The organism is Streptomyces barringtoniae (assembly GCF_020819595.1).
Classification (GTDB): Bacteria; Actinomycetota; Actinomycetes; order Streptomycetales; family Streptomycetaceae; genus Streptomyces; species Streptomyces barringtoniae.
In genome coordinates this window covers 39,844-53,983 of record NZ_JAJHNP010000016.1, presented here as the reverse complement: position 1 = coordinate 53,983, position 14,140 = coordinate 39,844, and the positions used below count along the sequence as shown (strand labels likewise).

The 14,140-nt window shown below is 72.3% G+C and carries 12 protein-coding genes; 3 read left to right on the top strand and 9 right to left on the bottom strand.

Annotated features, from left to right (window positions below; translation table 11 throughout):
* Positions 1 to 70: 70 nt before the first annotated feature.
* Positions 71 to 1,390, bottom strand: coding sequence for an MFS transporter (locus tag LMU33_RS26825; RefSeq protein WP_228623171.1), 1,320 nt, complete (start codon positions 1,388 to 1,390; stop codon positions 71 to 73).
* A gap of 59 nt (positions 1,391 to 1,449) precedes the next feature.
* Here LMU33_RS26825 and LMU33_RS26820 point away from each other — a divergent pair, with 59 nt between their 5' ends.
* Positions 1,450 to 2,466, top strand: coding sequence for a GlxA family transcriptional regulator (locus tag LMU33_RS26820; RefSeq protein ID WP_228623170.1), 1,017 nt, complete (start codon positions 1,450 to 1,452; stop codon positions 2,464 to 2,466).
* 49 nt (positions 2,467 to 2,515) lie between these two features.
* Here the strand turns inward: LMU33_RS26820 and LMU33_RS26815 are convergent, their stop codons facing one another.
* The 3 genes from LMU33_RS26815 to LMU33_RS26805 form a co-directional block, all read right to left on the bottom strand.
* On the bottom strand, positions 2,516 to 3,568 hold the full coding sequence (locus LMU33_RS26815; RefSeq protein WP_228623169.1) for a Zn-dependent alcohol dehydrogenase: 1,053 nt from the start codon (positions 3,566 to 3,568) through the stop codon (positions 2,516 to 2,518).
* Entirely contained in the window at positions 3,568 to 4,716 is a 1,149-nt protein-coding gene (locus LMU33_RS26810; RefSeq protein ID WP_228623168.1) for an acyl-CoA dehydrogenase family protein, read from the bottom strand. The genes LMU33_RS26815 and LMU33_RS26810 overlap by 1 nt, the downstream gene beginning before the upstream one ends.
* 113 nt (positions 4,717 to 4,829) lie before the next feature.
* Positions 4,830 to 5,741 carry an SDR family NAD(P)-dependent oxidoreductase gene (locus LMU33_RS26805; RefSeq protein WP_228623167.1) on the bottom strand — a complete coding sequence of 304 codons (912 nt, stop codon included), beginning with the start codon at positions 5,739 to 5,741 and terminating at the stop codon, positions 4,830 to 4,832.
* Positions 5,742 to 5,827: 86 nt separating this feature from the next.
* Here LMU33_RS26805 and LMU33_RS26800 point away from each other — a divergent pair, with 86 nt between their 5' ends.
* Positions 5,828 to 6,754: a cyclase family protein gene (locus tag LMU33_RS26800; RefSeq protein WP_228623166.1), complete on the top strand. Its 927-nt coding sequence runs from the start codon at positions 5,828 to 5,830 to the stop codon at positions 6,752 to 6,754.
* A gap of 259 nt (positions 6,755 to 7,013) precedes the next feature.
* Here the strand turns inward: LMU33_RS26800 and LMU33_RS26795 are convergent, their stop codons facing one another.
* From LMU33_RS26795 to LMU33_RS26780, 4 genes are all read right to left on the bottom strand, one after another.
* Positions 7,014 to 7,565 carry an ATP-binding protein gene (locus LMU33_RS26795; protein ID WP_372478063.1) on the bottom strand — a complete coding sequence of 184 codons (552 nt, stop codon included), beginning with the start codon at positions 7,563 to 7,565 and terminating at the stop codon, positions 7,014 to 7,016.
* Positions 7,566 to 8,109: 544 nt separating this feature from the next.
* The gene (locus LMU33_RS26790; RefSeq protein WP_228623164.1) at positions 8,110 to 9,321 is read right to left on the bottom strand and encodes an acyl-CoA dehydrogenase family protein; all 1,212 of its coding nucleotides are present in this window, start codon (positions 9,319 to 9,321) and stop codon (positions 8,110 to 8,112) included.
* Positions 9,322 to 9,499: 178 nt separating this feature from the next.
* A complete protein-coding gene (locus tag LMU33_RS26785; RefSeq protein WP_228623163.1) occupies positions 9,500 to 10,633 on the bottom strand; it encodes an acyl-CoA dehydrogenase family protein in 1,134 nt (377 codons plus the stop codon).
* Positions 10,633 to 11,826 carry an amidohydrolase family protein gene (locus tag LMU33_RS26780; RefSeq protein ID WP_228623162.1) on the bottom strand — a complete coding sequence of 398 codons (1,194 nt, stop codon included), beginning with the start codon at positions 11,824 to 11,826 and terminating at the stop codon, positions 10,633 to 10,635. The genes LMU33_RS26785 and LMU33_RS26780 overlap by 1 nt, the downstream gene beginning before the upstream one ends.
* 86 nt (positions 11,827 to 11,912) lie before the next feature.
* Between LMU33_RS26780 and LMU33_RS26775 the strand changes: the two genes are divergently transcribed.
* On the top strand, positions 11,913 to 13,433 hold the full coding sequence (locus LMU33_RS26775) for a class I adenylate-forming enzyme family protein (protein WP_228623161.1): 1,521 nt from the start codon (positions 11,913 to 11,915) through the stop codon (positions 13,431 to 13,433).
* Between the two features lie 44 nt (positions 13,434 to 13,477).
* Here the strand turns inward: LMU33_RS26775 and LMU33_RS26770 are convergent, their stop codons facing one another.
* Positions 13,478 to 13,990 carry an EF-hand domain-containing protein gene (locus LMU33_RS26770; protein WP_228623160.1) on the bottom strand — a complete coding sequence of 171 codons (513 nt, stop codon included), beginning with the start codon at positions 13,988 to 13,990 and terminating at the stop codon, positions 13,478 to 13,480.
* Between the last annotated feature and the right edge of the window lie 150 nt (positions 13,991 to 14,140).

The window sequence follows — 14,140 nt, the reverse complement described above, 5'->3', positions numbered from 1 at the left end:
ACGGATCGCCGCGGAGCACTGCGACCGACGCAGGACAGCCGTCCTCGACTCCCCTTTCCCGCCGACGCCTTCAGGACACGGCGGGCAGCGCGGGCGCCGGGGCCCGCCTGATCACCAGCGACATCAGAGCCGCCGCCGCGCACAGCGTGCCCGAGACGTACCACATGAGGTCGTAGGTGCCGAAGACGTCGCGGACGACGCCGCCGAGGTAGGCGACGAGGGCCGCGCCGACCTGGTGGGAAGCGAGCACCCAGCCGAAGACGATGGCGCTGTCCTCGCCGTACTGCTCGCGGCACAGGGCGAGGGTCGGCGGGACGGTGGCCACCCAGTCCAGGCCGTAGAAGACGATGAAGAAGAGCATCGGGGGATGGACCGCCGGGCCCAGCAGCATGGGCAGGAAGAGGAGCGAGAGGCCGCGCAGGGCGTAGTACACCGCGAGCAGGCGGCGTGGTTCGAAGCGGTCGGTGAACCAGCCGGAGGCGATCGTGCCGGCCACGTCGAACACGCCGATGACCGCGAGCAGCGAGGCCGCCGTCGTGACCGGCATGCCGTGGTCGTGCTCGGCGGGCACGAAGTGGGTCTGGATCAGGCCGTTGGTGGAGGCGCCGCAGATCGCGAAGGTGCCGGCGAGCAGCCAGAAGGTGCCCGTGCGGACGGAGGCCGAGAGGACCTTCAGGGTACGGCGGGCGGCGCCGGTGACCGGTGGGGGCTTGGGCACGAACTCCCGGGCGCCGTACGGCTTCTGGCCGACGTCGGCGGGGTGGTCGCGGAGCAGGATCCACACGAAGGGGACGACGGCCAGGGCGGCCAGGGAGACCGTCACGGCGGCCGGGCGCCAGCCGTGGTGTTCGGTCAGCCAGGACAGCACCGGCAGGAAGATCAGCTGGCCGGAGGCGGACGCGGCGGTCAGGATGCCGCTGACCAGTCCGCGTCGCTCGGTGAACCACCGGTTGGTGACCGTCGCGGCGAACGCGAGGGCCATCGAGCCGGAGCCGAGACCGACCAGCAGGCCCCAGCACAGCCATAGCTGCCAGGCCGCCGTCATCCACACGGTCAGGCCCGACCCGGCCGCGATCACGGTCAGCGCCGCGGCGACCACCCGGCGGATGCCGAAGCGGTCCATCAGCGCGGCGGCGAAGGGGGCGGTGAGGCCGTAGAGCGCGAGGTTGACGGAGACGGCGGCGCCGATCGTGCCGTGCGACCAGCCGAACTCCTGGTGCAGCGGGTCGATGAGCAGGCCGGGCAGGGAGCGGAAGGCGGCCGCGCCGATGATCGTGACGAAGGTGACGGCGGCGACGAACCACGCCCGGTGCACTCGGCGGCGCCGGACGGGCGGGGCGGCCTGGACGGGGGCTGCGGCTGGGCTTGTCTGAGTCACGTCATACAGCATCGTTTTTCCATGAGCGCACAACGAGTGGCCCGGGGGACAGCATTCGCTAGGATCGGGCCATGAGTAGCGATCGGGCCACGGCCGCCCCCGCCGGTGCTTTCCGTCCGCATCGGATCGTCGTCCTCGCCCTCGACGGGCTGCTGCCCTTCGAGCTGGGCATCCCGCACCGCATCTTCGGCCGCCCCAAGGACCGGCACGGCCGGCACCTGTACGAGGTGGTGACCTGCTCGGTGCGGCCGCCCGGCCCGGTCCTGACCGACGCCGACTTCGCCGTGCACGTCCCGAACGGCCCGGAGGCGCTGGCCGACGCCGACACGGTGATCGTCCCGGCCTCCTACGAGCTCGGCCCGGTCTTCGAGGAGGGCCGGCTGACCGACGAGCTGGCCGCCGCCCTCGCCCGCATCCGCCCGGGCACCCGGCTCGCCTCCATCTGCACCGGCGTCTACGTCCTCGCCGCCGCCGGACACCTCGACGGCCGCCCGGCGACCACGCACTGGGCCGACGCCGAGCGTTTCCAGCGGATGTTCCCGCAGGTCAGGGTGGACGCGGACGTGCTGTTCATCGACGACGGCGACGTGCTCACCTCGGCCGGTGTGGCCGCCGGGATCGACCTGTGCCTGCACATGGTGCGCCGCGACTTCGGTACGGCGGTCGCCAACGAGGTGGCCCGGCGCACGGTCGTACCGCCGCACCGCGACGGCGGCCAGGCGCAGTACATCGAGCGCCCGGTCCCGGACCCGCAGCTGGCCACGACGACCGCCGCCCGCGCCTGGGCGCTGGGCCGCCTGCACGAGCCGATCCAGCTGCGGGACATGGCCGAGCAGGAGGCCATGTCGGTCCGCACCTTCACCCGCCGCTTCCGCGAGGAGGCCGGGATCAGCCCCGGCCAGTGGCTCACCCAGCAGCGCGTGGAGCGGGCCCGCCATCTGCTGGAGACCACCGACCTGTCCATCGACCAGGTGGCCCGCGAGGCGGGCTTCGGCACGGCGCAGTCGATGCGCCAGCACCTCCAGCAGGCGCTCGGGGTGACCCCGACGGCGTACCGGCGGACCTTCCGCACCGGCGTCGGAACGTGAGTCGGAACGGGCGTCGGGACGTGAGTCGGCGCGTGCGGCAGAACGTGCGTCAGAACGTGAGCACCGCCCGGGCCACCCGCCCCGCCTCGGCGTCCGCGCGGGCCTTGGCGAAGTCCTCCACCGGGTACACGGCCGTCACCAACTCGTCCAGCAGCAGGTGGCCTTGGCGGTACAGCTCGGCGTACAGGGCGATGTCCCGCTGGGGGCGCGAGGAGCCGTAGCGGCAGCCCAGGACGGACTTGTCCAGGTAGAGGGAGGAGACGAGGAAGGACGCCTCGGCGGTGGCGGGGGGCACGCCCAGCAGGACGGCCTGGCCGTGCCGGTCGAGGAGGTCGATCGCCTGCCGGATCAGCTCCACCCGGCCCACGCACTCGAAGGCGTGGTCGGCACCCGTGGGCAGGATGCCCTTCACGCCCTCCGCCGAGGTCAGGAAGTCGGTCGCGCCGAACTGCCGGGCCGCCTCCTCCTTGGCCGGGTTGGCGTCCACGGCGACGATCCTGAGCGCGCCCGCGAGCCGCGCCCCCTGCAGCACGTTCAGCCCGATCCCGCCGGTCCCGATGACGACGACGCTGTCCCCGCGGTCCACCCGGGCCCGGTTCAGCACGGCGCCCACGCCCGTGAGCACCCCGCACCCGATCAGCGCGGCCGACTCCAGGGGGATGTCCTCGGGGATCCGTACCGCCTGTACGGCCTTGACGACCGTACGCTCGGCGAAGGCGGAGTTGGCGGCGAACTGGTGCACCGTCCCCGCCGTGCCGCGGGTGAACGGCCGCTGCGGCCGCCCGATGGCCTGCCGGCACATCGTCGGCCGGCCCCGGTCGCACTCCGCGCACGTGCCGCAGTTGGCGAGCGTGGACAGCGCCACATGGTCGCCGGGCGCGACATGGGTGACGCCGGCACCGACCGCTTCCACGACCCCGGCACCCTCGTGCCCCAGCACCACTGGTACCGGGAAGGGAATGGTGCCGTCCACCACGGACAGGTCGCTGTGGCACAGCCCGGCCGCCGCGATCGCCACCAGCACCTCACCGGGCCCCGGCTCGCGCACCGCGAGGTCGTCGACCACCTGCACCTGCTTGCCGTCGAACACCACTCCACGCATCACACGGCCCCCTTGGGCTCTCTGGGCAGGCCGAGCACGCGCTCGGCGATGATCGTGCGCTGGACCTGGTCCGAGCCGCCGTAGATGGTGTCGGCCCGGGAGAAGAGGAACAGGTGCTGGCCGGCGTCGAGTTCGTACGGCGCCGAGGCGGACCAGTCCGTGGGGCCGACGGCGGCGGCCGCGCCCCTGACCTGCATCGCCAGCTCGCCGAGCCGCTGGTGCCAGCCGGCCCACAGCAGCTTGGCCACGCTGGGCGCGCCCGGGTCGGCCGAGCCGCCCAGGGTGCGCAGGGCGTGCCGGCGCATGGTCCGCAGCTCGGCCCACTGCCGCACGAGCCGCTCCCGTACGACGGGATCCGCCGCCGCACCCGTCTCCACGGCCACCTGCACGACCTGGGCCAACTCCTCGGCGAACCCGATCTGCTGGGCGAGCGTGGACACCCCGCGCTCGAACCCGAGCAGGCTCATGGCCACCGGCCATCCCCGCCCCTCGCCGCCCACGACGTGCTCCACGCGCGCGTGCGCCCCGTCGAAGAAGACCTCGTTGAAGTCGCTGGTGCCGGTCATCTGCCGGATGGGGCGGACCTCGACACGGCCGGGCTGGTCCATCGGCACGAGCAGGAAGCTGAGCCCGTGGTGGCGCCGGGACTCGGGGTCGGTGCGGGCCAGCACGAAGCACCAGTCGGCCTCACGGGCGAGCGAGGTCCAGATCTTCTGCCCGCTGATCCGGTAACGGTCCCCTTCCCGGACCGCCACCGTCCGCACCCCGGCCAGGTCCGACCCGGCCCCCGGCTCGCTGTACCCCTGGCACCACAGCTCCTCTCCGGCCGCGACCGGAGGCAGGAAGCGGGACTTCTGCTCCTCGGTGCCGTGCGCGATGAGGGTGGGGGCGAGCAGGTTCTCCCCGATGTGCCCGGAGCGCGGGGGCGCGGCCGACCGGGCGTACTCCTCGGCCCAGACGACCTGCTGGGTGAGGCTGGCCGTGCGGTTGCCGTATCCCGACTCGGGCCAGCCGAGCCCTGTCCAGCCGGCTTTGCCTAGGGTGCGTTCCCAGGTACGGCGGTCCGTGCCTGGGTCGGCGTTGGCGGCCAGCCAGGCACGGGCCTCGGCCCGGAATTCCTCGTCCTCTTGACCGAACCCGAAATCCATATGTGGACCACCTTCGAATTGGGGGCCACGGGGGCGCCCCGTAAGGGGCGCGGGGAACTGCGCGCCAAGCCACAACGCACCCGCAGCCGCCGAATCACAACGCCCCCGGGCCATTAGGCGTTCGGTCGCGAAGAACCCCGCGCCGCCTCTTCCATCGCCAAAAGCTGGGACAGCATCGGCATCGGATCCACCCCCACCGACCCCGGCAAGAGCTCCGCTATCTTCTCCGGGGTCCAACCGCCGGCGGCAAACGCGGAACGCAGTTCACGCGGCTGGGCCCACACCGCCAACTTCGGTCCCGCGACGGTGTACACCTGCCCGGTGATGCCCAGCGCAGCGGCCCCGTCGGACAGCAGGTACACCACCAGCGCGGCCACGTCCTCCGGCTCGCCGATCTCCGCGAGCTCCATGGGAACGTTCGCCGACATCCGCGTACGAGCCACCGGGGCCACCGCGTTCGCGGTCACCCCGTACTTGTGCAGGCCGAGGGCCGCGCTGCGGACCAGCGAGATGATCCCGCCCTTGGCCGCGCTGTAGTTGGCCTGGGACACGGAGCCCTGGTGGTTGCCGCTGGTGAAGCCGATCAGCGTGCCGGAACGCTGCTTCCGCATCACCGCGGACGCCGCCCGGAAGACGGTGAACGTGCCCTTGAGGTGGGTGGCGACCACGGGGTCCCACTCCTCCTCGGTCATGTTGAACAGCATCCGCTCGCGCAGGATCCCGGCGACGCACACGACCCCGTCGAGACGGCCGTACGAGGCCAGCGCCACGTCGACCACCCGCTGTCCGCCCGCCATCGTGGAGATGTCGTCGGCGACCGCCACCGCCTCCCCGCCCGCGGCCTCGATCTCCTTGACGACGGCCTCGGCGACCTCGCTCGTGGGCGAGGCGCCGTCCACGGCGACGCCGTAGTCGTTGACGACGACCTTCGCCCCCTCGGCGGCAGCCGCGCGCGCGACCGCCCGGCCGATGCCCCGCCCGGCGCCCGTCACGGCGACGACCTTTCCTGCCAAGAAGTTCCCCACGCCCGGCCCCTTCCCGCGGTTTCTGACGGACCGTTAGATTTTATGGCGCGTCGGATGCGCGGACACAAGCCCCGGGGAGGCACCGGATGGCACTGCCGGAGGAGTTCCACGAGATCGCCAAGCGGGTGAACAACTGGGGGCGTTGGGGGGCGGACGACGAGATCGGCACGCTGAACCTGATCACCGACGAGGTGGTACGCGCGGCGGCCGCCACGATCCGGACCGGCCGCCGCGTTCCCCTCGCCCTCCCCCTCCAGCAGGACGGCGTGCAGACCGGGGTGATCCCCGGCCGCGTCAACCCCCTGCACGCCATGGTCCAGATCAACCAGGAACTCTTCGGCCCCGGCACGGTGGCGTGCAGCGACGACGCGGTGACCATGGGGCTGCAGGCGGGCACCCACTGGGACGCGCTCACCCACGTCTCGCACTCCGGGAAGCTCTACAACGGCCGCCCGGCGCACACGGTCACCGCGCACGGTGGTGCCGAGTTCGGCGGGATCGACAAGGCGCGGCACATCGTCTCGCGCGGGGTGCTGCTGGACGTGGCACGCGCGCGTGGCGTGGACCGGCTGGCGGGGGGCCACGCGGTGACGCCGGAGGATCTGGAGCGGGCCGAGGAGTTCGGCGGGGTCCGGGTGCGGGCCGGCGACATCGTGCTGGTCCGCACCGGGCAGGTGCAGGTGTATCTGGCCGGGGACAGGCACGGGTACGGCTATCCGTCGCCGGGGCTGTCGATCCGTACGCCGGAGTGGTTCCACGCGCGCGATGCGGCGGCGGTCGCGAACGACACTCTGACTTTTGAGATATTTCCTCCCGAGTCGGAGAATCTCTGGCTGCCCGTGCACGCCCTGGATTTGGTGGAGATGGGGATGCTCCAGGGCCAGAACTGGAATCTCGAAGAGTTGTCCACAGCCTGTGGACAAGAGGGGCGGTACGCGTTCCTGCTGTCGGCGATGCCCGAGCCGTTCGTCGGCGCGACGGGATCACCCGTGGCACCCGTGGCCGTCCTCTGAGAACCGGACGCGAGACCTTGACCGGCCGGCGGCGCGCCTCCCCCCACCGTCGCGCGCACGCGCCGCCCACCGGGTGCGACCCACACTCGACGAGGGCCTCCGTCACCCCGGCCCTCGTCGTCCCCTCGCGGCGAATCGTCGCCCACAAGCGTGTTCAGGTGGTCACGGGTCGTCAACGCCGGTACGGGGATTTGTTACGTACGCCCTGTTCGCGGCACCCGCGCACGGATGCACCACCGGCGCACCGCCGCGCCGGGCACTACACCGCTTCGAAGGCGAGACCCTCGTACGCGGACAGTCCGCTCCCGTACGCCATCGCTGCGCTCTCCCTGGGCTGTGTACAGCGGTCCAGTTCGCACCAGATGCTCTTGCCCGCGCCTTCCGGGCTCCAGCCCCAGCGATCGGCCAGGCAGTCCACCAGGGCCAGGCCCCGGCCGCCGGTGGCATCACCGGCGGCGCAACGCGGCACGGGAGCGCGGGAGCTGCTGTCGGCGACCTCGACGCGCACGGTGTCCGCCGCGGGTGCCTCCGGCATCCCGGCCGCATCCACCACTCCGGCCGTCTCGACCACCACGCCGGCCGTCTCGGCCGCCACGCCGACAGCCTCGGCCGCCGCGCCGGGCAGGGAGAGCCGGAGCACGGCCGCATGGCCGGTGTGCACGACCGCGTTGGTCACCAGTTCGGAGACGAGCAGGATCAGGGTCTCGGCCAGCGGCTCGTCGGCCGCTATGCCCAGCCCGGGAAGCCGCGAGCGGGCCCACCTCCTCGCCCGCCCCACCTCTGTGGGATCGGGCCGGATCTCCAGCTGCACTTGAAGCACCTGCACCGCTCACACCATCCGAACCGGCGGACACATGACCCCGCGCCGCCCGGCCGCAACGGCCGCGACGACGATGACGAGGGCCACGATCGTAGCCATTTTCTGCATGCTCAGAACAACGGCCCGAGCAAGGGTCACGGAACGTGATTCCCTTTGTAGACAGCATGGTTGACGTACAGTCACCCCAACAAGCGCTTCGGGCATATTCCAGCGCGAAGGAGTACGCGTGCGGCATACTGTGCGACGCGCGTGCCGGGGAGTCGAACAGGCGTCGGCCGAAGCCGCTACCGCCCCGCGAGCAGCGCTGCGCACCGCGCGACCCGGTACCGCCGCAGGGGCGACGCCGGCCCGGCTCGTGCTCGCAGCCACTCGCATCCCACACAAGGTACCGGAGGGGACGCCCGACTCCGGGTCGTGACGAGCCTGTTGAAGGACACAACCAGGTATCGACGCTCCGTGATACCGGTGTGCCACAATCCGCGACATCCTGGGCCAAGGCTTTGTCGCCCGTGCAGCCCAGGGAGCCGCGCCCTCCTCAGGCTGCCAGCCGCGCGGCGAGCAGTTCCTCACTCTCCGTGCCCCCGCCACCACGCCGGGCCCGCACCCAGGCCCGCTTCAGATGCAGATGCACGTCCGCCTCCCAGGTGAAACCCATGCCGCCGTGCACCTGAAGACAGTCACGGGCCCCGCGTACGGCGGCCTCGTCGGCGAGCAGCCGGGCGGCGGCGATGTCGGCCGCGTCGCCGGTGACGGCGGCCGCGTAGACGGCGACGCGCGCGGTCTCGGTGCGCACCAGCAGGTCCGCGCACAGGTGCTTGACGGCCTGGAAGGCACCGACCGGCTGCCCGAACTGCTCCCGTGTACGGGCGTGTTGCACGGCCAGCTCCTGCACCCGTACGGCGGTACCGAGCTGCTCGGCCGCGGTGAGGAGGATGGCCACGGGGTCGGGGGCTGGGTTGCCGGTGCCGTCGGCTCCTACGGCACCGGTGCCGGTGCCGGCCGGAGGCTGGGTCGCTTGCCGGCGCTCACCGGGCGCCTCCCCCACTCTCGGCTTCGCTTCAGCGCGGGCACTCCCACCGCCCACCCGTGCCGACCCAGCGGCACGACCGCCCGCAGCCGCGCGGGGATGACCGCCACTGCCTGGGTGGGCACTCGCTCCGGCGGCGTGTTCGCCCCCCGCTGCGCCCGGATCTGCGCCACTGCCCGGGTGGGCGCTCGCTTCGGCTGGACGACTGCCCGCAGCTGTGTGCGTCTCGCCGCCGTCAGGTGGGCGGCGGTCTGCGGCGGCTTCGCCGGGGGTGGGTGCGGGAATGCGGTGCAGCGGGGTCAGTGGGTCAACGGAGCGCAGCGGCACGGCCCCCGCCACCGCCCCCCGCACCACGTCCGCCGCCTCCAGCCACTCCACCAGCCGCCCGTCCGCCGCCGCGACCACCGTCTCCCCGGTGGCCGCGCCCGCTACGCTGCCGGCGGCCAGGTGGGTCGCCACGAGCGGTCCGGGCAGCAGGGCCCGTCCGGCCTCCTCGAAGACCAGCACCGCCTCCGGCAGCCCCAGCCCGACCCCGCCGTCCGCCTCCGGCAGCCGCAGGGCGAAGAAACCCGCGTCGCCGAGCGCCCGCCACAGCTCGCGGTCGAGCCGCCCCGGCGCGTCCACGGCCGCCCGCAGCGCCTCCCGCCCGAACCGCCGGTCCAGCAGCTCCCGTACGCCTGCCCTCAACGCGCTCTGGTCCTCAGTGAGTTGGAAACGCACGCTCATCTCCCTCCGACCGGACCGACACCGCACCGGACCGGCACCGCACCCGACGGCACCCGACCACACCGCCCCCTCTCCGGCAGCCCCCGAACCACCCCGCCGTGCCCTCGCCACACCGCCCCCGCCCGCCACCGGCGGCGAACCCCCGGCCCCCGCCCCACCGCCAAGCGCGCGTTCACCTCCCCTTCGGCAGGTCCAGGAGCCGTTCGGCCACGATGTTGCGCTGGATCTGTGAGGTGCCGGCGGCGATGGTGTAGGAGAGGGAGGACAGGCGGTCCAGGACCCAGGGCCGGTTCATGTCGAGGCAGTCGGAGCCCAGGACCTCGGCGGCGGTGTCGTACAGCTCCTGGCGGGCGTGCGAGTAGCGGAGCTTGAAGACCGAGCCGCCGACGCCCGGCACCCCGCCGCTCGCCTCCGCCCCGCTCACGTTCCACTGGGTCAGCCGCCACAGCGCCCGGAACTCCGCCTCCAGGCGGCCGAGCCGGCGCCGTAGGACCGGGTCGTCCCAGCGGCCGTTCCGCCGGGCCTCGACCGCGAGCTCGGCCAGGACCCGGCGGCAGGCCACCACCTCGCCGACGAACGCCGTGCCGCGCTCGAAGGACAGGGTCACCATGGTCACGCGCCAGCCGTCGTTCTCCGCGCCGACCCGGTTCGCCACCGGCACCCGTACCTCGTCCAGGAACACTTCCGCGAACTCCGCCGACCCCGCGAGCGTACGCAGGGGCCGTACGGTGATGCCGGTGGCGTCCATGGGCATCGCGAGCCAGGTGATGCCCCGGTGCTTCGGCGCGTCGGGGTCGGTGCGGACCAGCAGTTCGCACCAGTCGGCGACCTCGGCGTGGGAGGTCCAGATCTTGGACCCGGTGACCACGTAGTCGTCGCCGTCGCGCCACGCGCGCGTGCGCAGCGACGCCAGGTCCGATCCCGCGTCCGGCTCGCTGAACCCCTGGCACCACACCTCCTCACCCCGCAGGACCGGCGGGAGCCAGCGCGCCCGCTGTGCGGGGGTGCCCTCGGCGGCGATGGTCGGTCCGGCGTGCAGCAGGCCGACGAAGTTCGCCCCCACATAGGGCGCGCCCGCCCTCTCCGTTTCCTCCAGGAAGATCAGCCGGAGTGTCGGCGAGGCGTCCCAGTGGACGTCGGCGTACCCGGCCTCGTACAACGTCCGCTGCCAGCCCAGGTCGTACGCCCTGCGCGCGGGCCAGTCGTCCGGGGACGGCTTCGGCGGCAGCGTCGGCAGCACCTTGGCGAGCCACTCGCGCAGCCGGGCGCGGAAGTCCTCCTCCTCGGGCGTGTACGACAGGTCCATTACTTGTCGAAGTCCAGGTCCAGCATGCGGATGGCGTTGCCCCGCATCAGCTTGTGGACGGTCTCGTCGTCCAGGCCCTTCACATGGTCGAGGGCGACCTCCTTGGTGTGCGGGAAGGTCGAGTCGACGTGGGGGTAGTCGGTCTCGAAGGTGGCGTTGTCCCTGCCCACCACGTCCAGCGAGGCGACGCCGTGCTTGTCGCGGAAGAAGCAGCAGAAGATCTGCCGGTAGTAGTACGTCGACGGCGGCTCGGGGATCAGGTCCCGGACCCCGCCCCAGGCGCGGTGCTCCTCCCACACGTCGTCGGCACGCTCCAGGGCGTACGGGATCCAGCCCATCTGTCCCTCGGAGTAGGCGAGTTTGAGCTGCGGGAACTTCACCAGGACCCCGCTGAAGAGGTAGTCCATCATCGAGGCCATCGCGTTGTTGAAGCTCAGCGAGGCCTGGACGGCGGGCGGGGCGTCGGGGGATGCGGCAGGCATCTGGGAGCTGCTGCCGATGTGCATGTTGACGACCGTCCCCGTCTCCTGGCAGACGGCGAAGAACGGGTCCCAGTAGCCGCAGTGGATGGAGGGCAGCCCGAGGTGGGTGGGGATCTCGGAGAAGGTCACCGCCCGCACCCCGCGCCCGGCGTTGCGCCGGATCTCGGCGACGGCCAGTTCGACGTCCCACAGCGGGATCAGGCACAGCGGGATCAGCCGGCCCCCGCTGTCCCCGCACCACTCCTCCACCATCCAGTCGTTGTAGGCGCGCACGCAGGCGAGGGCGACCTCCTTGTCGTGGGCCTCGGCGAAGGTCTGCCCGCAGAAGCGGGGGAAGGTCGGGAAGCAGAGGCTGGCCTCGACGTGGTTGAGGTCCATGTCCTTCAGGCGTTCGGCAGGGTCCCAGCACCCGGGGCGCATCTGCTCCCGGGTGATCCCCTCCAGGGTCATCTCGTCCCGGTCGAAGCCGACGGCGGCGATGTTGCGCTTGTACGGGAACTTCAGGTCCTCGTAGATCCACCAGTCGGTCGGCTGGCCGGCCGGGTCCATGGTGATCTGGTACTTGCCTCCGACATAGGCCAGTTCCCCGATCCCGGCGGTCAGCGGCTTGGGCCCACGCTCGCGGTACCTGGCCGGCAGCCAGGTCTCGAAGAGGTGGGCGGGCTCGATCACATGGTCGTCGACGCTGATGATGCGGGGCAGTTCGGTCATGGGTCCCCTCCGCCGGACGGTACTTATCTGATGGTCCGTCAGATAGCATGCTACCTGACGAGCCGTCAGCCAAGGAGGGGGCCAACGTGAACGACACCCCGCACTCCCTGAGTTCCTCCCGCACGCTGTGGGACCTGGTCGCCCGCCGTGCCGATCTCACCCCCGACCGCCCCGCCCTCCTCCAGGGCAAGAGCCGGCTGACCTTCGGCGGACTGCGCGCGCGTGCCGAGCGGGTGGCGGCGGGCCTGTACGACATGGGCGTGCGGCCCGGCACGGTGGTCGCCTGGCAGCTGCCCACCCGTGTCGAGACCGCCGTACTGTCCTTCGCCCTGGCCCGCCTGGGCGCCGTACAGTCCCCGGTGATCCCCTTCTACCGGGACCGGGAGGTCGGCTTCGCGCTGCGCGAGTCGAAGGCGGAGTTCTTCGCGGTCCCTGGTGTGTGGCGGGGCCACGACCACACGGAGATGGCGCGGCGGCTCGGCGCGAAGGGGGTCTTCGAGGCGTACGACGCCCTCCCCGAGGGCGACCCGGCGGCGCTCCCCGCCCCGCCCGCCGAGGGCACCTCGGTCCGCTGGATCTACTGGACCTCCGGCACCACCTCCGACCCCAAGGGCGTGCTGCACACCGACCGCTCCCTGATCGCCGGCGGCTCCTGCCTCGCCCACGCCCTGCGCCTGACGCCGGACGACGTCGGTTCGATCGCCTTCCCGTACGCCCACATAGGTGGCCCCGACTACCTGGTGATGCTGCTGCTGTACGGCTTTCCGGCGGTGATGTTCGAGCACTTCGCGCTGCCGGAGGCGCTGGCGGAGTACCGGCGGCACAAGGTGACGGTGGCCGGCGGCTCCACGGCCTTCTACTCCCTCTTCCTCGCCGAGCAGCGCAGGCAGCCGGACGAGAAGCTGATCCCGACCCTGCGCCTGCTCGCGGGCGGCGGCGCGCCCAGGCCCCCCGAGCTGTACCACGCCGTGGTCCGCGAGATGGGCGTCCAGCTCACCCACGGCTACGGCATGACCGAGGTCCCGATGATCACCATGGGCGACCCCGGGGACACCCCGCAGAACCTGGCCGCGACCGAGGGCCGTCCGCCGGCCGGCATGGAGATCCGGGTCGTCGACGGCGAGATACGGCTGCGCGGCGAGGCCGTCTGCCAGGGCTATCTGGACCCCGCCCAGACGGCCGCCGCCTTCGACCCCGACGGCTTCCTGCGCACCGGCGACCTGGGCCATGTCACCGACTCCGGCCATCTCGTCCTCACCGGCCGCCTGAAGGACGTGATCATCCGCAAGGGCGAGAACATCTCGGCCAGGGAGATCGAGGACCTCCTCGCCGCACACCCCTCGGTGGCGGACGCGGCGGTGATCGGCCTGCCGGACACGGAACGGGGCGAGCTGGTCTGCGCGGTCGTCGAACAGCCGCCGGGCGCAGCCGAGTTGACCTTGCCGGAGGTCGTCTCCTACCTGCGCTCCTCGGGCCTGTCCGTGCACAAGCTGCCGGAGCGGCTGGAGGTCGTGGAGGCGCTGCCTCGCAACGACACCCTGCGGAAGGTGCTGAAGTACAAGCTGCGGGAGCGGTTCACCGGCCGGCCGGCGTCACTGTCCGGCTGATCACGACCGGGACGGTGACGGCCGGGCACCGCCCGGTGCGCGCGTCACTCCGCGACCGTGAAGTACCGGGCGAACGCCGGGACGATGTCCGGTTCGGCGATGGTGCCGTCGGAGTCGGTGTCGAGGGCGTGGGCGACGGTGTCGGCGAGCTCGGCCGGGACATGGAGGACGCGCAGGACGCGGGTGGTGTCGGCGACCGTGAGGCGGCCGTCGGCGTCCGTGTCGGCCACCGCCAGCGCCGCGTGCAGGAAGGGGCGGGCGATCTCGGCGAAGCGTTCGGGGTTGTCGCGCAGGCGCTTGACCGCGCCGGTGACGAACTCCTCGCGGGTGATGCGCTGGTCGCCGTCCCGGTCGGCGATGCCGGCCATGCCCTGCCAGAACGCCTCCGCGCCGGCGTACAGCGCCTGCCCCTTGTCGGAGCGTGCGGGCACGGCGAACTCGGCGAGGAGCGCCTTGGCCGCCGCGCTGAAGTCCTCGCGGTCGATCCAGCCGTTGCCGTCCTGGTCGAAGGTGGCGAACCGGGCTGCGATCCTGCGCTCGTAGTCGGTGCTGACCATGTCTTTCGGGCCGCCTTACGTATGCGTCGTTCGAGTCGTCCTACGGGTGCGATGGTGACCTGGCACGGAGCGTACGACGCGGGTGGCCGTCGGATGGCGGAAATCCGGTGGTTGTGCCAAGACCGGGGGAATTCTGCGACAACAGTGTGG

Coding starts and splice junctions, on each gene's coding strand:
- LMU33_RS26825 (WP_228623171.1), bottom strand. CDS start 1,390: ATGCTGTATGACGTGACTCAGACAAGCCCAGCCGCAGCCCCCGTCCAG.
- LMU33_RS26785 (WP_228623163.1), bottom strand. CDS start 10,633: ATGGACCTGTCGTACACGCCCGAGGAGGAGGACTTCCGCGCCCGGCTG.
- LMU33_RS26780 (WP_228623162.1), bottom strand. CDS start 11,826: ATGACCGAACTGCCCCGCATCATCAGCGTCGACGACCATGTGATCGAG.
- LMU33_RS26810 (WP_228623168.1), bottom strand. CDS start 4,716: ATGGATTTCGGGTTCGGTCAAGAGGACGAGGAATTCCGGGCCGAGGCC.
- LMU33_RS26800 (WP_228623166.1), top strand. CDS start 5,828: ATGGCACTGCCGGAGGAGTTCCACGAGATCGCCAAGCGGGTGAACAAC.
- LMU33_RS26820 (WP_228623170.1), top strand. CDS start 1,450: ATGAGTAGCGATCGGGCCACGGCCGCCCCCGCCGGTGCTTTCCGTCCG.
- LMU33_RS26815 (WP_228623169.1), bottom strand. CDS start 3,568: ATGCGTGGAGTGGTGTTCGACGGCAAGCAGGTGCAGGTGGTCGACGAC.
- LMU33_RS26770 (WP_228623160.1), bottom strand. CDS start 13,990: ATGGTCAGCACCGACTACGAGCGCAGGATCGCAGCCCGGTTCGCCACC.